18 protein-coding genes, 3 riboswitches and 1 other annotated feature are annotated in these 22,175 nt (G+C 27.0%); of the genes, 16 read left to right on the top strand and 2 right to left on the bottom strand.

The window, feature by feature from the left end:
* Positions 1 to 78: 78 nt before the first annotated feature.
* Positions 79 to 192, bottom strand: a riboswitch (FMN riboswitch).
* A 418-nt stretch (positions 193 to 610) separates the two neighbouring features.
* Positions 611 to 1,123 (bottom strand): tryptophan transporter, encoded by a 513-nt coding sequence (locus ACYUDJ_RS14395; RefSeq protein WP_003484020.1) that lies wholly within the window; start codon positions 1,121 to 1,123, stop codon positions 611 to 613.
* Positions 1,124 to 1,417: 294 nt separating this feature from the next.
* Positions 1,418 to 1,674, bottom strand: a binding site (T-box leader).
* A gap of 157 nt (positions 1,675 to 1,831) precedes the next feature.
* Here ACYUDJ_RS14395 and ACYUDJ_RS14390 point away from each other — a divergent pair.
* The 8 genes from ACYUDJ_RS14390 to ACYUDJ_RS14355 all read left to right on the top strand — a co-directional run bounded on the left by ACYUDJ_RS14390 (position 1,832) and on the right by ACYUDJ_RS14355 (position 8,426).
* Positions 1,832 to 2,203, top strand: coding sequence for a GntR family transcriptional regulator (locus tag ACYUDJ_RS14390; RefSeq protein WP_003484022.1), 372 nt, complete (start codon positions 1,832 to 1,834; stop codon positions 2,201 to 2,203).
* A 206-nt stretch (positions 2,204 to 2,409) separates the two neighbouring features.
* On the top strand, positions 2,410 to 3,267 hold the full coding sequence (locus tag ACYUDJ_RS14385) for an ABC transporter ATP-binding protein (RefSeq protein ID WP_003484024.1): 858 nt from the start codon (positions 2,410 to 2,412) through the stop codon (positions 3,265 to 3,267).
* A 6-nt stretch (positions 3,268 to 3,273) separates the two neighbouring features.
* Positions 3,274 to 3,924: an ABC-2 transporter permease gene (locus ACYUDJ_RS14380; protein WP_003484025.1), complete on the top strand. Its 651-nt coding sequence runs from the start codon at positions 3,274 to 3,276 to the stop codon at positions 3,922 to 3,924.
* 1 nt (position 3,925) lies between these two features.
* Positions 3,926 to 4,615, top strand: a complete 690-nt coding sequence (locus tag ACYUDJ_RS14375) for an ABC-2 transporter permease (RefSeq protein ID WP_042384420.1) — start codon at positions 3,926 to 3,928, stop codon at positions 4,613 to 4,615.
* Positions 4,616 to 4,684: 69 nt separating this feature from the next.
* Positions 4,685 to 4,966: a DUF503 domain-containing protein gene (locus ACYUDJ_RS14370; protein ID WP_003484029.1), complete on the top strand. Its 282-nt coding sequence runs from the start codon at positions 4,685 to 4,687 to the stop codon at positions 4,964 to 4,966.
* Positions 4,967 to 5,032: 66 nt separating this feature from the next.
* Positions 5,033 to 5,132, top strand: a riboswitch (TPP riboswitch).
* Between the two features lie 76 nt (positions 5,133 to 5,208).
* Positions 5,209 to 6,585, top strand: coding sequence for an amidophosphoribosyltransferase (purF, locus tag ACYUDJ_RS14365; RefSeq protein ID WP_042384422.1), 1,377 nt, complete (start codon positions 5,209 to 5,211; stop codon positions 6,583 to 6,585).
* Between the two features lie 218 nt (positions 6,586 to 6,803).
* A complete protein-coding gene (gene thiC / locus ACYUDJ_RS14360) occupies positions 6,804 to 8,117 on the top strand; it encodes a phosphomethylpyrimidine synthase ThiC (protein WP_042384425.1) in 1,314 nt (437 codons plus the stop codon).
* Positions 8,118 to 8,135: 18 nt separating this feature from the next.
* Positions 8,136 to 8,426: a thiamine-binding protein gene (locus ACYUDJ_RS14355; RefSeq protein ID WP_003484039.1), complete on the top strand. Its 291-nt coding sequence runs from the start codon at positions 8,136 to 8,138 to the stop codon at positions 8,424 to 8,426.
* 353 nt (positions 8,427 to 8,779) lie between these two features.
* On the opposite strand, the gene ACYUDJ_RS14350 is transcribed toward ACYUDJ_RS14355, so the two are convergent.
* Positions 8,780 to 10,105 carry a hemolysin family protein gene (locus tag ACYUDJ_RS14350; protein ID WP_003484042.1) on the bottom strand — a complete coding sequence of 442 codons (1,326 nt, stop codon included), beginning with the start codon at positions 10,103 to 10,105 and terminating at the stop codon, positions 8,780 to 8,782.
* 338 nt (positions 10,106 to 10,443) lie between these two features.
* Here ACYUDJ_RS14350 and ACYUDJ_RS14345 point away from each other — a divergent pair, with 338 nt between their 5' ends.
* From ACYUDJ_RS14345 to ACYUDJ_RS14310, 8 genes are all read left to right on the top strand, one after another.
* A complete protein-coding gene (locus tag ACYUDJ_RS14345) occupies positions 10,444 to 10,941 on the top strand; it encodes a GAF domain-containing protein (protein ID WP_003484044.1) in 498 nt (165 codons plus the stop codon).
* Complete coding sequence (locus tag ACYUDJ_RS14340; RefSeq protein ID WP_003484046.1) at positions 10,941 to 12,566, top strand: M20/M25/M40 family metallo-hydrolase; 1,626 nt, start codon at positions 10,941 to 10,943, stop codon at positions 12,564 to 12,566. The genes ACYUDJ_RS14345 and ACYUDJ_RS14340 overlap by 1 nt, the downstream gene beginning before the upstream one ends.
* A 340-nt stretch (positions 12,567 to 12,906) precedes the next feature.
* Positions 12,907 to 13,515 carry a CHAP domain-containing protein gene (locus ACYUDJ_RS14335; protein ID WP_003484049.1) on the top strand — a complete coding sequence of 203 codons (609 nt, stop codon included), beginning with the start codon at positions 12,907 to 12,909 and terminating at the stop codon, positions 13,513 to 13,515.
* Between the two features lie 172 nt (positions 13,516 to 13,687).
* Entirely contained in the window at positions 13,688 to 14,749 is a 1,062-nt protein-coding gene (gene mnmA, locus ACYUDJ_RS14330) for a tRNA 2-thiouridine(34) synthase MnmA (protein WP_003484055.1), read from the top strand.
* A 286-nt stretch (positions 14,750 to 15,035) separates the two neighbouring features.
* Positions 15,036 to 16,934, top strand: a complete 1,899-nt coding sequence (locus ACYUDJ_RS14325; RefSeq protein WP_043032237.1) for a sigma-54 interaction domain-containing protein — start codon at positions 15,036 to 15,038, stop codon at positions 16,932 to 16,934.
* Between the two features lie 222 nt (positions 16,935 to 17,156).
* Positions 17,157 to 18,218 carry an NAD(P)-dependent alcohol dehydrogenase gene (locus ACYUDJ_RS14320; protein ID WP_003484057.1) on the top strand — a complete coding sequence of 354 codons (1,062 nt, stop codon included), beginning with the start codon at positions 17,157 to 17,159 and terminating at the stop codon, positions 18,216 to 18,218.
* Between the two features lie 299 nt (positions 18,219 to 18,517).
* Complete coding sequence (gene helD / locus ACYUDJ_RS14315) at positions 18,518 to 20,818, top strand: RNA polymerase recycling motor HelD (protein WP_043032236.1); 2,301 nt, start codon at positions 18,518 to 18,520, stop codon at positions 20,816 to 20,818.
* 529 nt (positions 20,819 to 21,347) lie between these two features.
* Positions 21,348 to 21,512, top strand: a riboswitch (glycine riboswitch).
* Positions 21,513 to 21,625: 113 nt separating this feature from the next.
* Positions 21,626 to 22,175, top strand: a 550-nt coding sequence (locus ACYUDJ_RS14310) for an alanine:cation symporter family protein (RefSeq protein WP_460276541.1), incomplete at its 3' end; no start/stop codon positions are given.

Raw genomic sequence — 22,175 nt, 5'->3', positions numbered from 1 at the left:
TAAAAACTCCCCTTAAGTAGCCTTAAGGGGAGTTGAAAACACAATAAATATACATAATAAAAAAATACGCATAATTGTATTTACCTTCTTTCATCCAGACTATACTGTCGGCTTCGGAATTTAACCGAATCTGCCTTATGGCTCGCGGGCTATACCGCCGATAGGGAATTTCACCCAACCCTGAAGGATACTTTATATAACTTTATTATTAATATAACATCTCAAAATTACCTTGTCAAACCAAAATATAAATTAATATACAAATTATAAAACAATAGGTAATTAGAGAATGAGGTAAGTTCTGATACTTATTTATATTGTACCTTTCTTGACTTACAGAAAATTATCTTTAAAAAGTTATACTAGCTTCAGTATATTAAAAATTTGGATATATGGCGTAAAAGGTATTCGAAAAAGCTTAGATATTCTTATTTGTTTTTTGAAAATATATTAGAAAAAACTGATTGTTTGAGCGGTCAGCGAGTTATCATTTTTTTCAATATATTTTATAAAAAACAAATTTAGAATATCTTAGCGAATTAAGTTGCCTTTATAGACATATATTCCTTTTTAATAGACTGTAGGTAAACTTACTTTAAGTGGTAATTCCCTAAAATGTTATTGAAGATCTTTTAAGAGCTGCACTTATTGCATTATAAAGTATTACTGTAGCAATTGTATTTATTACACAAGCAGGTAACACAACAGTTAAAACTAAAGTCATAAATGGAGCTGGTAGAGAAACTAATAATAAAGCAGAACCTAAGAAAACAAAACCACTTATAAAGGTTCCTGTGATTGATAATATAATCATTCTTGCTTGATTTTTAACTTTACCATCTGTGAATTTAACTAATAGGAATAATATATTTGTAGTAACTATTTTATCTATTAGATTAGGAATTTGTCCTGCAGGAAAAGTTGTAGTAGCTGCTGTTAAAATTCCTGATAGAAGACCAATTACTAATGTAGTTTTATAATCCTTTGCAATTATTAGGGCTATAAACATCATAGCTAATAAAAAATCTGGTTTCATTCCAAATAGTAGTGGAGGTGAAATTTGATGTAATAATAAGCCTATGGCTAAAAGTAGTGAACAGATTATCATTTTCTTTAAATTCATAATAATATCCCCTTTCGAATATAAAAAATAATTTGTTTTAAAATATAAATTCCATTGCCAATCACATTCTTCAGTTCAAGCCATAGTTACACCTCCTTTTAATATTTCTTATGAAGTTTGATTATAAAAACCCATAAAACAGTTTCTTTAACTACTATTTCACAAATTTATGGTTATAGTTAGTATTTTCATTTTTTATACTATAGTTAAAAAATTACTTGAATTATCAAATAAAAGTATTTATTCTGTTATAAATTAATTTTGACAAATAAAAAAATCCTCTATCCTAATATTTATTAGGACGAAGATTATATTTCGCGGTGCCACCTAATTTATGTTTAAATAATAGTAATTTAAACATATCTCAAATTCAGGTACTAACATACCCTATCCCTTTTAACGGTAGGCTTCCGATAAATACTACTTTCTGTAAAAGATTTCGCTTTATTTCTCCAAGGCCCATTCACTAAAACTCCTATTGTTAAGATTACACCATCCTTAACTCTCTTTAAATATTCCTCTTAGTTACTCTTCCTTATCAATGAATTAGATTATTTATTTTTAAAAAGTATAACATAATAACTTAACAAAGTAAAGTGATAAATAAAAATTTTATTATATTATTTATAAGTAAAGGTTGACAAAAAAACATATACTGTATATATTATATATATACAGTATATACGATATAAGGTAAGGTGTTTATGAATGAAGATATTAATATCTAATGCTTCAGAGCAGCCTATATACGAACAAATCCTTTGCCAAATAAAAGCCGCTATAATACAAGGAGAATTAAAAGAAGGGGAGATACTTCCATCTATAAGGAATTTAGCCAAAGAAGTTGGGGTAAGTGTTATAACTACAAAACGAGCTTATGAAGAGCTTGAAAAGGAAGGCTTCGTAGAAACGGTAAAAGGAAAAGGAACTTTTGTAGCTGCTCAAAATAAGGAGCTTTTAAGAGAAAAGAAAATAAAAATTATAGAAGAAAAATTAAATGAAGTTATAGAGGAAAGTAAATTATTGGACATATCTTATGAGGAAATTTTAGAAATACTTAAAATATTATATTTTCAATAAAATACTTACCTATGTACTTATCAGCGCTTAGAGTCCCTTTTATAGAAAAATAGATAACTCAAAGTTTAATCCAGAAATCTAAATCTATGATTTAAAGTAAGTGATTTACATAGACTGCTGATTTAGAGTTTGTTTCTTACATAGAGTGTTATGTATAAATGATATAAATAGGGTAAATATCCGTATGAAAAAGGAGGATATAATATATGAATAAAATATTAGAAGTAAGAAATTTAAAAAAAGAGTATAAGGATTTTTCATTGGAAAATATAAATTTTCAGTTGGATAGAGGATATATTATGGGATTCATAGGGCCTAATGGGGCAGGCAAAAGTACTACTATAAAATTAATTATGAATTTAATAAAAAAGGATTCTGGAGATATAAAAATATTTGGTATGGATAATGTAAAGGGGGAAAAAGAAGTAAAAGAAAAAATAGGCTTTGTATATGATGAAAATTATTTTTATGACCATGTAAATATAGAAACTATGAAAAAAATAATAGCTCCTTTTTATAAAGGGTGGAGTGATAAAACTTTTAGTAAATATTTGAAAACTTTTGATTTAGATCCTAAGAAAAAAATAAAAAATCTATCTAAGGGTATGAAAATGAAATTTTCATTAGCTCTAGCTCTTTCCCATAACGCGGAACTTATAATAATGGATGAGCCTACAGCAGGATTAGACCCTGTATTTAGAAGAGAAATTTTAGATATACTATATGATTTAATCCAGGATGAAAATAAAAGTGTATTTTTTTCTACACATATAACTACAGATTTGGAAAAAATAGCAGATTATATAACTTTTATAAATAAAGGGAAAATAGTGTTTTCAGAAAACAAGGATGAAATCATGGAAAAGTATGATCTAGTAAAAGGTGGATTAGATTTTTTAAATGAAGAAACAAAAAAATATTTTGTAGGTATAAATAAAAATTCTTTTGGTTTTGAGGGGTTAACTACTTCAGCTAATATTATAAAAGAAATAACTAGAAAGGGAGAACTTATAATAGAAAAACCAAGTTTGGAGGATATTATGGTTTATACAGTAAGGGGGTAGGAATAAATGCTAAATTTAATAAAAAAGGATTTAATTATTACTAAGTCCTATATAATAAAAATTTTAGCCCTTTTGGCACTTTATATATTTATTTTTGATAAAACAGATAAACAAGGTATATGTATACTTAGTATTTATTTAATAGTGTCTATGCTTATTTCAATCTCATTTTATTATGGAGAAGGAGCAAAGGAAGATTGTATGTTAAAGTCTCTTCCAGTTAAGAAAAAAGAGGTGGTTTTAGCTAAGTATACTTCTATAATAGTATACTTTATAATATCTTTAATATTACTGTATATAACTAATTTTATAGTTTATGCACTAAATTTTAAAGATATAATTGAATCTCCACAAATTAGCACTATTTTTTCTAGCTTAAGTGTTATATTTACTTCTATGGCAATACAATTACCTATATATTTTAAACTTGATTATAGAAAAGGAAGACTTTTAAATACTTTTATATATTTTTGTGTTTTTTCAGTGATATATGGTATATATGATAATAATCATTTGAATAATTATAGAACAACTTATAATATTAGTAATAATGTATATGAAAAATTTGTTTTAATAATCACACTAATAAGCATAATTTTATTTGTTATATCTTCTGCTTTATCCATAACAATATATGAAAAGAAAGAGAGCATGTAATATGAAGAATATTATTAATTTAATAATTAATGATTTAATGTTATGTAGAAAAATTTTTTTAGTTTCCATACCTATGATAATGTCTTTGGTTTTTTTAGGGTTAGAGTGTAATATGAGTGGAGAGCAACATTATATATATATTTATGTCATAGCTATGACTTCTTATATATTAATAAACTATGTAGAACAAGCTATAAGTAAAAATAAGAGTAATATGTTTATATATAGTTTACCTATTGAAAAAAATAATATAGTTTTAGAGAAATATTTATTTGTAATTAGTATAAATGTAATAAATTGGGTGATATGTATTTTGACAACTGTGGTATTTTCAATTATTCTAAAGGGAAGACTTATAGGAAATATATGTTCTATAGGTGATTTTGTTTTTGCAACTACTTTAGTTTCTATATATTATAGTGTATACTATCCATTATATTTCAAATTAGGATCTAATAAACTAAATCTTTTTAATAGATATATCTATATGCTTATAATTCTTTTACCTGTAATTATTCAAAAAATAGTAGGGATTTTAAATATATCTATATCTAAAAAAGATTTTTATAGACAAATCAATATCATTCAAAATGAGTTTTTATGGATAATATTATTTGAGATTATAATGGTTACTATTTCAGTATATATATCTATAGTAATTCATAAAAATAAAACTATTATGTATGAATAATATATTAAAATTTTAAAATAATAAAGAGGTAAAATTAATAGTATATGATTATTTTGGGGAGAGATATATATGATTATAGGTACAGCTAAAATACATTTATACGCTAATTGGGTTCATTCCTTAAAAGAAAAGAGAATGATTGTAAAAAGTATAATTTCTAAAACAAAAAATAAATTTAATGTGTCTATAGCTGAAGTGGAAATGCAGGATATACATCAAAGTATTGTTATAGGTGTGGCCTGTATAAGTAATAATACAAAACAAGCAGACAGCATAATACAAAATGTAGTAAATTATATAGAAGGAAATACAGAAGCCATAGTTCAGAATATAGAAACTGAAATTATATAAAGAAATTTGATAAACCTTTACAAAAAAAAATTTAAAGTATATAATGAAAACATAAAAGAGAATAGTATGTAAATGCAGGGGTGCCGTAAAGGCTGAGAGGAAAACTTTCTAACCCTTTGAACCTGATGTAACTAAGATTACCGTAGGGAGCATTATAGTATATATAGTAGATTATATATAGTATAAAAAGCTTACCTTCGGGTGGGCTTTATTTTTTTATTTTTAAATTAGAAGGGATGCAAATGTTATTTGATAAAAAACAGGATAAATTTAAAGAGGAATGTGGAGTTTTTGGCATTTATAAAAATTATACCTCAGAGCTTGGAGAAGTATTTTATCCTGGGTTAGTATCTCTTCAGCATAGAGGAGAAGAAAGTTCAGGAATAAGCTATACAAATAGTGAGGGTATGAAAACTGAAAAAGCTTTTGGTATGATTTTTAACTTATTTTCTAAAGAAGACTTTTATAAAACTCAATATTTTTCAGCTATAGGGCATGTTAGATATTCAACTAGTGGAGATATTTCTATTAAAAATGCACAACCTTTTCAGGAGGAAACTATAGAGGGATCTATTTCTTTAGCTCATAATGGAAATTTATTAAATTATTTAAATATTAAGTATGAATTAGAGAAAAAAGGTAAAATATTCAAAAGTAATTCAGATTCTGAAATTATACTAAAGTTTATATTAGAACAAATTGAAGAAGGAGATGAAATAGAAAAAGCCATATCCTGTGCTATTGATACTTTAAAGGGTGCTTTTTCAGTACTTATTTTAATAAAAGACAAGCTAATAGGTTTTAGAGACAAAAAGGGGATAAGGCCTTTATGTCTAGGAAAAGTAGAAGGCAATTATGTTTTATCTTCAGAAAGTACTTCCATAAATGTTGCAGGAGGAGAATACATAAGAGATGTACAGCCAGGAGAAATAGTGATTATAGATAAAAAAGGAATAAAATCCATAAAAAATGAAGAAGCTTATTGTAATTGCATATGTGCCCTAGAATATATATATTTTTCACGACCAGATAGTATCATAGATGGAATAAATCTATCTCAATTTAGAATTAAATGTGGAGAAAAGCTATATGAAAAATACAAATTAAACTCAGATATTGTAATGGGAGTACCTGAATCGGGGAATTTTGCAGCTTTAGGTTATTCTAAGGCATCAAATATACCCTATAGTATAGGTCTTATTAAAAATTCTTATGTAGGTAGAAATTTTATAAAAGCTACAGAAAAAGAAAGAAAAAGAGATATAAATATAAAAATAAATGCTATAAAAAATATAGTTCAAGGCAAAAGTATCATTGTGATAGATGATTCTATTGTAAGAGGCACTAGTAGTAAAAAGGTAGTGTCCGCATTAAGAAAAGCAGGGGCAAGGGAGGTCCACTTTATGGTGGCATCTCCTAAAATAAATTATTATTGTAATTTGGGTATAGATATAAAAAGTAAAAAAGAACTTTTATCTTTCCAAAAGACAAAGGAAGAAATGAGAAATTTTATAGGGGCAGATAGCTTAGAGTTTTTAAGTTTAATAGATATGGAACAGTGTTTAAATAACTCTAACATTTGTACAGGTTGTTTTAATGGAGGTTATGCTGATTATTAAATTTTATAGTTAGTGTAATGTATGTGAAAATTTGTAACAGAACATAAATTTAATTAGCTTTTAGCATTGATTCCTTTTTCCTTTCTAGAAGGTAATGTTTTGGTGGTAAAGTTAACTATTATTATATTTCAATAGGTTTAGGGAAATCAATGTACATATAAACAAATAAAATCTCTGTAGAATATTCTACAGGAGATATGAAAAGGAGAAATGTTATTATGAATTATACAACTCAAATGGATGCTGCTAAAAAGGGAATGGTTACAAAAGAGATGGAAATAGTAGCTAAAAAGGAAAACATGGATGTAAAAGATCTTATGGAATTAGTATCCAAAGGTAAGGTTGCTATACCTGCTAATAAAAATCATAAAGCTTTAGATCCAGAAGGAATAGGACAAGGTTTAAGAACTAAAATAAATGTAAATTTAGGGATATCCAAAGATTGCTACAATATAGACATGGAATTAGAAAAAGTACAAAAAGCAATAGACATGAAGGCAGAAGCTATAATGGATTTAAGTTGCTTTGGAAAAACAGAAGAATTTAGAAAAAGATTAATAGATATGTCACCAGCTATAATAGGGACTGTTCCGATATATGATGCAGTAGGTTTTTATGATAAAGAATTAAAAGATATTACATCAGAAGAATTTTTAAAAGTAGCCGAAAAACATGCAGAGAATGGGGCAGACTTTTTAACAATACATGTAGGTATGAATAGAAAAACTGCAGCTACATTTAAGAAAAATCCAAGAAGAATGAATATAGTTTCAAGGGGAGGATCTCTTTTATATGCATGGATGGAACTAAATAATAAAGAAAATCCATTTTATGAAAGATTTGATGAACTTTTAGATATATGTGAAAAGTACGATGTTACATTAAGCTTAGGAGATGCTTGTCGTCCAGGCTGCATAGAGGATTCTACAGATGCAAGCCAGATAGAAGAGCTTATAGCTTTAGGGGAACTTACTAAAAGAGCATGGGAGAGAAATGTACAAGTTATAATAGAGGGACCGGGACATATGACTTTAGATGAAATAGAAACAAATATGAAAATAGAGAAAAAACTATGTCATGGAGCTCCTTTCTATGTTTTAGGACCAATAGTTACAGATATAGCCCCAGGTTATGATCACATAACATCAGCTATAGGTGGTGCTATTGCAGCAACTCATGGTGCAGATTTTTTATGTTATGTAACTCCAGCAGAACATTTAAGATTACCAAATTTAGATGATATGAAAGAAGGAATAATAGCATCAAAGATAGCAGCCCATGCAGCAGACTTAGCTAAAGGAATAAAAGGAGCGAGAGATTGGGATAACGCTATGGCTAAAGCTAGAAGAGAATTAGATTGGGAAAGAATGTTTGAGTTATCTATAGATGAAGAAAAAGCTAGAAGATATAGAGAAGAATCTAAGGCGAAGAGTAAAGATTCTTGTACAATGTGTGGAAAAATGTGTGCAGTAAGAAATATGAATAGAGTTACAGAAGGAAAAGATTTAAATATGTTAAGAGATGAGGATTAATGGATAGAGGTGACTATAATGACAAATATAAATTTAAGTTTACAAATACTACCTGTAGTTAGTGAAGAAGAGATATATCCAGTAGTAGATAAAGTTATAGAACTTATAGAATCTTCTGGAGTTAAATATGAGGTAGGACCTATGGAAACGACCATGGAAGGAGAAATGGATACTCTTTTAGATATTGTTAAAAAAGCTCAGGATGTATGTGTTAAAGAGGGAGCTAAAAGAGTTATTTCTGTTATAAAGATAGATTATAAACCAGATGGTGTTACAATGGATGAAAAAACTTTTAAATATAAAAAATAGATTACAGTTATAAGAAGGAAAAATCATTATACATGGCGAACTTTATATGAGGTAAGGTTGGAAGGGTAAGTTATACGTACTAAAAAAACTTACTACTTCCTTGCAAAAAGTCATTAACAATGCAGATTTGCCTCTTATAATAAGGGTAAAATGCAAGAGTGAAGCTAAGCAAGAAGTAAATAGGTGTTTTCGTACAAGTTCACCATTAGGATTAATGGATGCTAAATCAGATTTTAAGTTACCTTTACAACGATCACACAATTTTTCAACTTTTTCTAATTTCAACAAAATTAAAAGAAAGACCATAATGTACTTTAATTTTATAGAACCTCTAAATAGAGGTTCTACTTTTTTTACTCACTTATATATAATTTTATTTTTTCTATTCTATTATTAGATACTTTTTCTGTTTTGAATATTAAATTATTATATTCTATTTGCGAACTTACATTACATTTAGGGATAGCTCCAGTTATGTCTAATATAAATCCACCTAGAGTATCAAAATTTTCTGAGGGTAGTTCTAAATTAAGTTTTTCATTTAAATTATCTATGGTTATGGAAGCATCCAATAAGAAAGTATTAGCATCTATTTTTATTATTTCTTCAGTATTATCTTCATCATACTCATCAAATATATTTCCCATAACTTCTTCTATTAAATCTTCCATAGTAACTATACCAGAAAATCCTCCATATTCATCAATAAGTATAGAAATATAACTCTTATTTGTTTGCATTTCTTTAAATAAAGAATCGATAGCTTTTGTTTCTGGTATAAAATAAGGGGCTCTTAATATGTTTATTAAATCTTCCTTTTTTATATTTTCTTTATTTATAATAGAAAACATATCTTTTATATGTAGAATTCCTATAATATTATCGATATCATCTTCATATATAGGAACTCTAGAATAACGTTCTTCTAACATATTATTAATAAGCCTTTTAGGAGAATCATTTATATCCATTGCAAATACACTAGTTCTAGGTGTCATTATTTCTTTAGCAAGAGTATTGTCAAAATCAAAGATACTATTGATCATTTCTTTTTCTGTGGAATTAAAAACACCTGTTTCTTCACCTAAATCAATCATTTTTTTTATTTCCTCTTCTGATATTTTTTCTTCTATATTCTTATAGTCAATTCCTAAAATTTTTAATAAAAAATTAGTAGAGTAGGTCAATATATTTACAAAAGGAAGAGATATTTTCATAAAGATGATTATTGGTTTAATTGAAAACAATGCTATTTTTTCTGAATTACCTAAAGCTATTCTTTTCGGTAGTAATTCTCCAAAGACAAGAGTTAAATAAGACAATAAGAGAGTAGTTAAAAACAATGCTACACTACTGCTTTTTGGAATATTTAAGCGCTTAAAAAATATCTCAATATATTTTGATATACTTGTAGCGGCAGAAGCACTGGCCAAAAATCCTGCTAAAGTTATTCCAACTTGGATAGTAGCTAAAAATTTACTAGGTTCTTTTAAAAGCTTTAGTAGAATTTTTGCTTTTTTCACTTTATTCGTGAAAGAGTTTTCCTCAGTAGCATCATCTATTATAGTATTTAATTTGTTTTTATTTAAAGAAATTATTGCCATCTCTGCAGAGGAAAAAAATGCATTTATAATTATTAAAATTAATATTAAAAATAATTGCATACCAATATTATTCATAAAAATTCACTCCTTCTTATATAGTGTATCTTCTATTAAAGTTTTTATAATAAAAAATCATAACAAAAAATAAATGTAAAATTAAAGTATATATGGTAGCAATATAGATAAATTCTTAAAATAACTTTGCTACGCTTCAATTTATTCAATGTTAATAAGATAAATAATACAATATATAAATTGAGGTTATAAATATAACAATATATAATGAAGATAAGAATCACTTTATTAAAATAATTATTTCCAAAGAAATATATTTAATGTTATAAGATATCAATATTAAGTTTTTTATAATATGTAAAGCTTTAAATCATAAATAAAAAGGGGGAAAATTAAAATTGTTTATATTAGAGGATTTTAAGGGGCTAACAGAAGAGCAAAAATATGAAAACATGCTCTTATTTTTGAAGGGACAATTACTTGGTGAAAAAGATGTAATAGCAAATCTTAGTAATGCTTCAGCTATAATAATGGCTTTAACAGATAATTTAAATTGGGCTGGATTTTATTTAATGAAGGATGAAGAATTAGTTTTAGGACCATTTCAAGGAATGCCAGCCTGCAACAGAATAAAAATTGGCAAGGGAGTATGTGGAGTAGCCATATCATCTAGACAAATTCAAAGAATAAATGATGTACATAAATTTGAAGGTCATATAGCTTGTGATAGCTTAACTAACTCTGAATTAGTAGTTCCTATAATTAAAGAAGATAAAGTTTTAGGAGTGTTGGATTTAGATAGTATAGAGTTTGGAAGATTTACAGAACTTGAAGAAAAATATTTTGGAAAATTTGTACAAATACTTGTAGAGAATATAGATTGGAGTGAAAAATAATGAGAGATAAAATAATTAAAACTTTAGATAGATTAGTAAAAGTACCGAGCATATCAGGAACAGAAAAAGAAAATTTAGCAGTAGATGAAATTTACAATATATTAATGGAGATAGATTATTTTAAAAATAATAAGAATAATGTGAAAATACATAATATAGAAGGGGATATGCATAACAGATGCTTTTTAACAGCATTATTAGAAGGCAGTAAACCATCAAAGGACATAATAATATTAACAGGACATTTAGATGTAGTAGATATAGATGAGTTTGGTACTTTAAAAAACATAGCTTTTAATTATAAGGAGTATACTAAAAGAGTATCGGAGTTGATATTAGATCAGGATTCAAAAGAAGATCTAGGTTCTAATGAATGGATATTTGGTAGAGGTACAGCAGATATGAAATATGGACTAGCTCTTTATATAGAATTAATAAGAGAGTTATCAAAAGATAGAGATTTTAAAGGGAATATATTGTTTTTAGCAGTACCAGGAGAGGAAAGCAACTCAGAAGGAATGTTAGGAGCAATACCTTATTTATCTAAATTAAAAGAAGAGGGGTATAACTTTAAATCTTTATTTTTATCAGAATGTTGTATACCTAAATATGAGGGAGACGATGCCAAAAGAATCTACATAGGCTCTGTGGGAAAAATAATGCCAACCTTCTTTTGTGTAGGAAAAGCAACTCATGTAGGAAATTCTTTTGGAGGGTTAAATCCTAATTTATTAGTATCTGAAATAAATAAACTCATGGAATATAATGTAGAGCTAAGTGATAAATATGAAAAAGATATAACACCACCACCTGTTTGTTTAAAACAATCAGATTTAAAAGAATTATATTCTGTACAAAATCCTGTATATGCATATTCTTATTATAATTTATTAACTATACAAAAGACTCCAGAAGAAATCATGAAGACATTGAAGTCTATAGCAAAGGAAGCTTTTTATAATACTCTTGAAGTAATCAAAGAAAATTATAAAAAATACAAAGCAATATATGAAAGTAAACTAGAAGCAGATTTAGATATAGAACCTAAAATCATAACCTTTGAAGAATTATATAAAGAAGTATTAAAGGAAGAAAAAGACTTTGAAAAACATATAGAAGAATCTATAGGAAAATGGAAAAAAGAAAAATTAGATAATCAAACTATAGGAATAAAAATAATAAAAGAGACCTTTGAACACTATAAATATCAACAACCTATGATAGTAATTGCATACAATGTACCTTATTATCCACATAGGTATTTTGATAGTGAAAATCCTAAATACACTAATTTATTAAGCTCATTAGATAATATGAGAAATTATGCAAAAGAAAAATATAATGTGGATATAGAAAAGGAAAACTTTTTCATGGGTATAAGTGATTTAAGCTATACAGGCTTAGATGAAAAATTCAATATAGAAAGTATTTGTGGAAATATGCCTGGATTAGGTTATACATATAATTTCCCAGAAAAAGAGCTAAAGAAATTTGATATACCATCTGTAGTATTTGGAGGTTTTGGAAAGGATTTTCATAAATATACAGAAAGATTAAATATCCCATATTCTATGGATATAGTTCCAGAATTGTATATGTATATTTTAAAGGAAATACTACAGTAAATAAGGAAATTGCGACTTAACAGCTTTTAAAGTTCGAGAATTAAAATAAGAAATACTTTTGCTCAATATATAGCTATAAAAATAAAGAATACTAATATTTGTGTCCTAATATCTAAGCTAACGCTCTAATGCCACGTCCTGTGACAACAGAGCTAAGTAAACGTCCTGTTTACTTCACGCTTAAATATTAGTTCACAAATAAAGTATTCTAATTATTTTTTAGATACCTATTTTCACTAAAAGTATTTCTTATTTTAATACCTTTAAAAGCTGTTATAATAATTTCCTTATTTAGAGTACAGATATGGTGTTGAACTTATAAAATGATAAGGAGAGATAGATGAGAAAAATACATAAGGGATTAATATTTTTAATTATTATCATTATTTTATTTATAGTTGGAGGAACTTTTGTTTCAAATAAATTTAACCAAATGTTTTTGTATAAAGAAAATAGTATAGGAGATGTATTAGATAGTTATAAAGGAGTGAATGTTTTTTATAATGGTAATAATTATGGAGAAAATCATGGTAAGAGTTATAGTAAAGATGGATATTATTATGGATATAAATGGCAGTGCGTTGAGTATGTAAAAAGATTTTATTATGAGGCTAAGGGGCATAAAATGCCAGATGTCTATGGTAATGCTAAAGATTTTTTTGATATTAATACAGAGCATGGACATTTAAATAAAAGAAGAGGGTTAATTCAACATAGAAACGGAGAAAATGAAAAGCCTAAAGTAGATGATCTTTTAGTATTTACAGACACCAAATTTGGACATGTAGTAATAGTTACAGAAGTTGGAGATGATTATATAGAAGTAATTCAACAAAATATGGGGAGTTCATCAAGAGATAAATTTACATTAAAGTATAAAAATAAAAAATATTTTATTGGAGGAAAAAGATCACCAGCAGGATGGCTCAGGAAAGTTAATTATAATTAAAGATTTTGTGTAGATAATCGAAACAAAATCCTCCACATCTATTCTTTGTACGCTATACTCTGTACTCTGAAAAGTGTAACGCACTTTCCTTAAGTGTTGACAAAAACATGTAGTAACAATAAAATAATCATATTGAATTATTGTGAATTAAAATAGGAAATTAGGTGATAAAATGTCAAAGGGTACAGTTGCATTAGCTATGAGTGGAGGAGTAGATAGTTCTGTATCTGCTTATATATTAAAAGAAAGAGGATATGATGTAATCGGAATTTACATGGATTTATGGAGAGATGAAAGAGAAGAATACTGTAATAAATCAGCATCAGAAGATGCTAGAAGGGTAGCAGAAAAATTAAATATTCCCTTTCATGTTATAAATATTGAAAAGAAATTTAAAGATAATGTTATTGATTATTTTATAGATGAATATTTAAGTGGTAGAACTCCTAATCCTTGTGTAGCTTGTAATAAAACTATAAAATTTGAAGCTTTTTTTAATGCAGCCAAAGAATTTGGAGCAGATTTTATGGCAACAGGACACTATTGCAAAATAGAAGAAAGAAATGAAAGAAAAGTTATAGTTAAAGCTGAAGATGATAAAAAGGATCAAACCTATATGATGTATAATCTAAAACAGTATCAGCTAGATAGAACTATAATGCCTTGTGGTGAATATAAAAAAGATCATATAAGAGAAATAGCTGAAAGTATAGGACTAGATGTGTATAATAAAAAAGATAGTCAAGAGATATGCTTTATACCAGATAATGATCATGGTGGATTTATAAAAAGAAATTATAAAAGGAAAATAAGTGAGGGAAATTTTGTTGATAAAGAAGGAAATATAATTGGAAAGCATAAAGGAATAATATATTATACTATAGGACAAAGAAAAGGACTGGGCATTGCTTTAGGAAAACCAGCCTATGTAATAGATATAAACCCTATTACTAATGAGGTAGTTATAGGAGAGGAAGAAGATATTTTTCGTACAGAATTAATAGCAAAGGATGTAAATTTTATTCCTTTTGATAAATTAGAAAAACCTATGGAATTAGAAGCTAAGGTTAGATATTCTGCTAAGCCGTCTAAGGCTACTATAATACCTTTAGAAAATAATAAAGTGAAAGTAGTTTTCGAAAATAAACAGAGAGCTATAACAAAAGGACAATCTGTAGTGTTTTATGATAAAGATGTCCTAGCAGGGGGAGGCATAATTGAAGGAATAGTGTAAAGAGAATTTTTAACTTCACGTGGAGTTTCAGCTTTAATTGAAGATAAAAAATTGACATCTACAGATGGTAGTAATCATATAAAAAGACCTTAATGGATCTTTTTATTATGGAATTTATATAAAATAATTGTATAATTTTAAATTATGAAAAAATCTATGATTAACTAATGGTTAGTATAGATTTTTTTTGTGTTATAGTAAATGTAGATTTAATTTAATACTTATAAATTTATAGTACAATTATTAATAAATTATTTATAGCTATGAGGAGGGTTTAAAGGATAAAATGTATAATCATGATGAAATAATAAGAAGCTCTCACAATAGATGTATGAAATATGGTATAAAAAAAGAAAAAATTTTTCCTACTACAATTATTAAAGGAGATAAATTTAAATTATTACTGAAAAAAAACAATGAACTAATAAAGGTCGCAAAGCCTTTTATAAAAATACTTTATGATTTTTTAAAAGGATCTGGATTTGCATTATATCTTACAGATAAAAAAGGTTTTCCACTTATAATTATAGGGGATGAAGATATAATGAAAGATATGGCAGAGATGGGAATTGTGGAAGGGGCGGATATGAGTGAAAAAAGCACAGGTACTAATGCCATAGGTACTGCTATCAAAGAAAATTGTTCTCTTCAAATTTCAGGAGATGAGCACTATATATATGTTTATAATGTGTGGACATGCTCTGCAGCTATCATCCACAACGAAGAAGGAAATATAATTGGATGCCTTAATTTAACTGGAAGACGTCAATTGGTTCATCCTCATTCATTAGGACTAGTTGTAGCAGCTGTAAAGTCTATTGAAAATCAATTAGAGGCAGAAAAATCTCAAAATGAACTTTTTAAAACATATCAATATTTAAATAAGGTTATAGATTCCATAAATTCAGGAATCTTTGCTGTAGACACGAATGGGTTAATAAAAGCCATAAATAATAGTGCATGTGTCATGTTGAATATTAAAAAAGAAAATATTATAAATGAAAGTGTACAAAATATTTTATGCAATTGGGAATATATATTAGAGACACTTAACAGTGGAAAAAGATATGAAAATAAAGAGATTATATATTCAAATATTAATAAAAAGAAAAGATTTAATTTAACAGCCTATTCTATAAGAAATAAAAATGGAATTATAACAGGAGTAGTAGTAATGTTTAAAGATATGATGAATGTATATAATTTGGTTAATAAATATACAGGAATGATTGCTACCTATACTTTTGATGACATAGTTGGTAAAAGTGAAAAATTTATAAAAGTAATGAGACAGGCTAAAAAAATATCTAATAGTCCTTCTACAGTTCTTATTCAAGGGGAAAGTGGAACGGGTAAAGAACTCATTGCTCATTCAATACATAATAATAGCAATAGAAAAAATAATAGTTTTGTAGCTATAAATTGTGGAGCTATACCAAAGAGTTTAATAGAAAGTGAACTCTTTGGCTATGAAGAAGGTGCCTTTACTGGTGCTAAACGTGGTGGATATGCAGGGAAATTTGAGCTTGCTAGCGGAGGTACTTTGTTTTTAGATGAAATAGGGGAAATGCCATTAGATATGCAGGTGAATCTTTTAAGAGTACTTCAAGAAGGTTTTTTTACAAGAATAGGTGGAAATAGATATATAAATATAGATGTAAGAATAATTGCTGCTACAAACAAAGATTTAAAAGCTGAGGTTAAAAAAGGCACTTTTAGAGAGGATTTATATTATAGACTAAGTGTAATTCCTATATGTGTTCCACCATTAAGAGAAAGACCAGAAGATATTGAAATACTTATAGAACATTTTTTAAATACTAAATCCATAAAATTAAATAAGCCTATACCTAATATAGAGAGGGATCTATATGAAGAACTTATAAATTACAGTTGGCCAGGAAATGTTAGAGAAATAGAAAATTGTATTGAAAACATAGTAAATATGGATGGAAATGTTTCTTTAAATTTTGAAACAAAATTTTTTGATAAGCAACAACAAAATTTAAACAGAAACAATTTAGAACTTGAATTGTGTTCCTTAGCTCAATTAGAAAAGAAAGCAATAATAAATTGTATACAAAAATGCAATGGTAATATTACTAAAGTTTCCAAGATTTTAGGTATAAATAGAAGTACTTTATATTCAAAAATAAAAAAATACAATATAATTTTGAAAAGATAAAGCTTAATATAAAAATAGTGTTTAAAAAAACAACAATGTTGTTAAATGCAACAATATTTTAAATGAAAAACTGTTGTTTTTTTGAACAAATTTTATTTATAAAGCAATTTTATTATGCAATCCAACCTATAGATAAAAAAAATCCTTCGGCATGTTAATTGCTAAATAAAAGTATATAAACATATTAATATTTAAAAATTATACTTAGGAGGGAATTATATTATGAAAGGTTTTGCAATGTTAAGTATCAATAAATTAGGATGGATTGAAAAAGAAAATCCCAAAGCGGGTCCTTATGATGCAATAGTACGTCCTTTGGCTATATCACCCTGTACATCAGATATACACACTGTGTTTGAGGGAGCTCTAGGTGATAGGCAGAATATGATATTAGGACACGAATCCGTAGGTGAGGTTATTGAAATTGGCAGCGAAGTTAAAGATTTTAAACCTGGTGATAAAGTTATTGTGCCTGCAATAACTCCTGATTGGAGATCCTTAGAAGTTCAAGCCGGATTTCATCAACACTCAAATGGCATGTTAGCAGGTTGGAAATTTTCAAATTTTAAAGACGGAGTGTTTGCAGAATTATTTCATGTAAATGATGCGGATATGAATCTTGCAATTTTACCTGATAATATATCCTTAGAAAGTGCCGTTATGATAACAGATATGATGACTACAGGATTTCATGGAGCAGAACTAGCAGATATACAATTAGGATCAAGTGTTGTAGTAATTGGAATAGGCGCTGTTGGGTTAATGGCTATAGCAGGTGCTAAATTGCGAGGGGCTGGTAGAATTATAGGTGTAGGAAGTAGACCGATTTGTGTTGAAGCTGCAAAATTTTATGGAGCATCAGATATTGTAAACTATAAAAATGGAGATATAGTTAAGCAGGTTTTAGAATTGACTAATGGAAAAGGTGTTAATCGTGTCATTATGGCTGGAGGTGGAGCTGATACTTTGGCACAAGCAGTGGCAATGGTTAAACCTGGAGGGGTAATTTCAAATGTTAACTATCATGGAACAGGTGAGATACTTCCGATACCTCGTGTAGAATGGGGATGTGGAATGGCTCATAAAAGTATTAGAGGAGGCCTTTGTCCTGGGGGACGTCTTAGAATGGAAATGCTTGCAGACCTTGTAAGATATAAGCGTGTTGATTTAAGTAAATTAGTTACTCATGTATTTGAAGGCTATGATAATATAGAAAAAGCTCTACTGTTAATGAAGGATAAACCAAAGGATTTAATTAAACCGGTAGTAATATTAAACAAATAAAATTTAAATATGTTTTAAAATAAAATTTGTTTAATTTGAAAATTAAAATAAATCTATAATATTTTACAGTGTAATAAAGTTTTTTATTGCACTATTTTTTATTGTTTATAATAATGATATATTAATTTGGTATAGTATATAGAATTTTCTATAATTATAGTTTATTATATTTTAATTTACACACTCTAAAATATACTCCTCTAGAGACATCATAAAATAAGAAAGTTAAATAAAGTGAAAAAATTAGTGTTAAATATGTTAAGATATTAAGGGCGTCTTTATATTTAGGGAGGTATATTATGTCTATTGAAAAAGAAAGTTTTAATATTGAAAAAGAAAAACTAAATGAAACTATCGAATGGATAGAAGAAAAAATAACGTCTTTAAAGGAAAGAGAAGAACATATATCTAATAAAATAAATGAAATAAATAAGGAAGTTAAAGGGGCATATAATTATGAAGTAGAGTCTCTTCAAAATTCTTTACAGATAAATAAAAAGAATCTAAATTCTTATAAATCATCAGTTTCTGTGCCTTATTTTGCCAGAATCGATTTCAGGGAAAAATTAAAAGATAGTGAAAGTTTTTATATAGGAAAAGTAGGTTTATTAGATGAAGAAGATAAAGAAGAGATGGTTGTAGATTGGAGATCACCTATAGCAGATCTTTATTATAGTGGTGTACAAGGTAAGGCTTCTTATGAAGCACCTATTGGAAATATAGAAGGTGAACTTTTACTTAAAAGAAAGTTTATTATAAAAAATCAAAAACTAATAGATGCCTTTGATGAAGGTATAAATGAAATTATATTAAATTTTAATGAGGAAAATGAACGAAATGGAGAAAAGGCTTTAATAGATGAATTCTTAAAAATTAACTTAGAAGAAAATAGAGGCAACAAACTAAAAGATATAGTTTCAACTATACAAAAGGAACAGAATGATATTATAAGGGCAGATATGTATAAGCCACTTATAATACAAGGTTCTGCAGGTTCAGGGAAAACTACCATAGCTCTTCATAGAATAGCCTACTTATTATATAAATATAAAAATAAAATTACAGGAGAGGATATAGTAATATTAGCTCCAAATAAATTATTTTTAGATTACATATCTGAAGTTCTTCCTAATTTAGGAGTTGATAAAGTAAAACAAAGCACTTTTAATAAACTTTCTAAAGAAATATTAAATTTTAATTATGAAATAATAGATAAGGATGAAAAATTATCTAAAATTATAGAAAATAGAAATAGTAAAGAAAATAAATTTATAACTAATGCTAGTAAAATAAAAGGTTCTTTAGTTTATAAAAAAATGTTAGATAGATATATAAAATATTTAGAATTAAATGATATGTTCATAGATAATATAAAAATACAGGGCTATGTATTATTCCCTTCTAGAGAAATAATAAGGCTTTATAAAAATGATTTAAAGCATCTTCCTTTAAATAAAAGAAAAATTGAAATAAAAAGATATTTAAACAATAAAATAGATGCAAAAATTCAAAATGTATGGAATGACATAGATAAAGAGTATATCTTAAAAATAAGAGAAGTTAAATCAAAATATAAAGAAGATGAAGAGGAAGAGAAAAGAAACAATGTTATAAAATTATATGAAGAAAGAGATAAAAAGAAAGAAGAAATAAAATTAGAAGCAGAAGAAGTATTAAAGGAAACTATTAAAGAATGGTTTATTGATGATGTAGTTGATGTATATAGGGATATGTATATGGAAGAAGAAAATTTAAATTACGCCACAACAGGCATAATACCAGAGGCTTTAGTTAATTATATGAAAAATAAAATAGAAGAGGATGCAAATAAAGAAAAAATAGATGAAGAAGATTTAGCAGCTCTTTTATATTTAAAAATTAATATAGATGGAGTAGATAATTATAAATTTTCTCATATGGTCATAGACGAGGCTCAAGATTATAGTCCTCTGGAATTATATGTTTTAAAATTGCTTTCAAAGGCTAGAGGATACACTATAGTTGGCGATTTAGGTCAAAGTATATATTATTATAAAGGCATAGATAAATGGGAAAAACTAATTAAAGAAGTATATGAAGAAGGAGAATATATTCCTTTAAAACAAAGTTATCGTTCTACAGTAGAAATAGTAGATTTTGCAAATAAAGTACTAAGAAAACAAAAAAATAATTTACAGCCAGCTAAAGCAGTGTTACGTCATGGAAAATATCCAGAAAAGATTCAGTACCAGGATGAAAAAGATTTTTATGAAAAATTAAATAGTGTCATTGAAACTATAGAAAAAAAGGAAGATAAAACAATAGCAATAATTTGCAAGGATTATGAGCAGTGTGAAAGTTTAAAAGAGTTTTTACATTTAAAAGAAGAAAAACAATGGGAGATAGTAAATAAAAATACTGAAATATTACCCAAAAGAATAGTTATACCATCCTATATAACAAAAGGTTTAGAATTCGATTGTTCTATAATTTATGATTGTAGTGAAGAAAATTATAGTGAAACTGAATTAGACAAAAAGATTTTATATGTAGTTTTAACAAGAGCATTGCATGAAGAGTATATTTTTTATAAAGGTAAAATAACTAAATTATTAATATAAGAAATAATAAAAGGAAATTAACAAAATTATTATAATTAAGGAAATGATGACAATAATTTAACAATATTATCTATATTTAGAGTTTTTTTAGTTTGTAATTACAAAAAAAGTGGAAATCAAAACAAGAAATATAAATTAAGTTATATTTCCTAATAAGTAATTTTAAGGTCTTGATTAATAGCATGATTTTTTGTAAGTAAATTAAATTCAATCTTAGAATTACTGGGGTTTTTACAAAAATAAAAAAATCCGCATTTACATGCGGAGGGGAGTAATGGGTTTATATTTGTTAGAGTTCTTTTTAGTGTACCCGTATAACAATTTCATCATAGCACATAATGAATATGACAGTCAATAATTTAACAATTTAAAATTTGCTAATTTATTGACTATTCTATAAATAAAATGTTATAATCTAAAAAACAATTTAATATAGTCGTTCGGATGAAGGTAATGGGAGAGATACAATTTTGTACACCGAAGAAGTTAATCTTTCAGGTTTCCTAATGTTAGGATGAAGACCGTTACTGGACGGGCCTCTGGAGAGACTCTTAAAGAGCACCGAAGGAGCAAGTTTATTAATTTACTTTTGCAATATCTTTAATAAATAAATTTTTATTGAGAATATTACACTAACCTTTACAAAAGTAAATTTATAAATGAAACTCTCAGGTAAAAGGACAGAGGATGAGTTACAGTGTAACTAGGAGGCCTTTTTATGTATTATTTTTATACATTAAAGGCCTTTTTTTAGTTTTAGTTATCTCTTTTGTCCTCATTATTCAATTAGAAAAAGGAGGAATATGTATGGATTTTTTAAATGCTGTGAAAGGCATAAACAATGTTCTATGGAATTATGTACTGATTTTTTTATTGTGTGGAACAGGTGTTCTGTTTACTGTGTCTTTGAAATTTGTTCAGGTTTCTAAATTCAAAGAGTCTTTTAAAAAAGCTTTTGGAGGAATGAGTTTAAAAGGAAAAAAAGCGGGTAAAGACGGAATGAGTTCATTTCAATCTTTAGCGACAGCGGTAGCTGCTCAAGTAGGTACAGGAAATTTAGCAGGAGCAGCGACAGCTATAGTATCAGGAGGGGCTGGAGCAATTTTTTGGATGTGGATTAGTGCGTTTTTAGGAATGGCAACTATTTTTGGAGAAGCGGTTTTAGCACAAATTTTTAAAGAAAAAGTTAATGGAGAAGTGACAGGAGGGCCAGCCTATTATATAAGCAAAGGACTTAAAAGTAAATTTTTAGCTAGTTTTTTCTCTATAACTATAATATTAGCCTTAGGATTTATAGGTAATATGGTTCAGGCAAATTCTATAGGGGCAGCTTTTTCAAATATTTCTAATATACCAT

This window comes from Clostridium sp. CTA-6, from assembly GCF_054768115.1.
Note: the sequence above shows the minus strand (reverse complement) of the source record. Positions and strands in the feature narration are given on the sequence as shown.

Coding starts and splice junctions, on each gene's coding strand:
- thiC (WP_042384425.1), top strand. CDS start 6,804: ATGAATTATACAACTCAAATGGATGCTGCTAAAAAGGGAATGGTTACA.
- ACYUDJ_RS14385 (WP_003484024.1), top strand. CDS start 2,410: ATGAATAAAATATTAGAAGTAAGAAATTTAAAAAAAGAGTATAAGGAT.
- mnmA (WP_003484055.1), top strand. CDS start 13,688: ATGTCAAAGGGTACAGTTGCATTAGCTATGAGTGGAGGAGTAGATAGT.
- ACYUDJ_RS14390 (WP_003484022.1), top strand. CDS start 1,832: ATGAAGATATTAATATCTAATGCTTCAGAGCAGCCTATATACGAACAA.
- ACYUDJ_RS14375 (WP_042384420.1), top strand. CDS start 3,926: ATGAAGAATATTATTAATTTAATAATTAATGATTTAATGTTATGTAGA.
- ACYUDJ_RS14370 (WP_003484029.1), top strand. CDS start 4,685: ATGATTATAGGTACAGCTAAAATACATTTATACGCTAATTGGGTTCAT.
- ACYUDJ_RS14335 (WP_003484049.1), top strand. CDS start 12,907: ATGAGAAAAATACATAAGGGATTAATATTTTTAATTATTATCATTATT.
- ACYUDJ_RS14350 (WP_003484042.1), bottom strand. CDS start 10,105: ATGAATAATATTGGTATGCAATTATTTTTAATATTAATTTTAATAATT.
- ACYUDJ_RS14340 (WP_003484046.1), top strand. CDS start 10,941: ATGAGAGATAAAATAATTAAAACTTTAGATAGATTAGTAAAAGTACCG.
- ACYUDJ_RS14355 (WP_003484039.1), top strand. CDS start 8,136: ATGACAAATATAAATTTAAGTTTACAAATACTACCTGTAGTTAGTGAA.
- ACYUDJ_RS14380 (WP_003484025.1), top strand. CDS start 3,274: ATGCTAAATTTAATAAAAAAGGATTTAATTATTACTAAGTCCTATATA.
- ACYUDJ_RS14325 (WP_043032237.1), top strand. CDS start 15,036: ATGTATAATCATGATGAAATAATAAGAAGCTCTCACAATAGATGTATG.
- helD (WP_043032236.1), top strand. CDS start 18,518: ATGTCTATTGAAAAAGAAAGTTTTAATATTGAAAAAGAAAAACTAAAT.
- ACYUDJ_RS14320 (WP_003484057.1), top strand. CDS start 17,157: ATGAAAGGTTTTGCAATGTTAAGTATCAATAAATTAGGATGGATTGAA.
- ACYUDJ_RS14395 (WP_003484020.1), bottom strand. CDS start 1,123: ATGAATTTAAAGAAAATGATAATCTGTTCACTACTTTTAGCCATAGGC.
- purF (WP_042384422.1), top strand. CDS start 5,209: ATGTTATTTGATAAAAAACAGGATAAATTTAAAGAGGAATGTGGAGTT.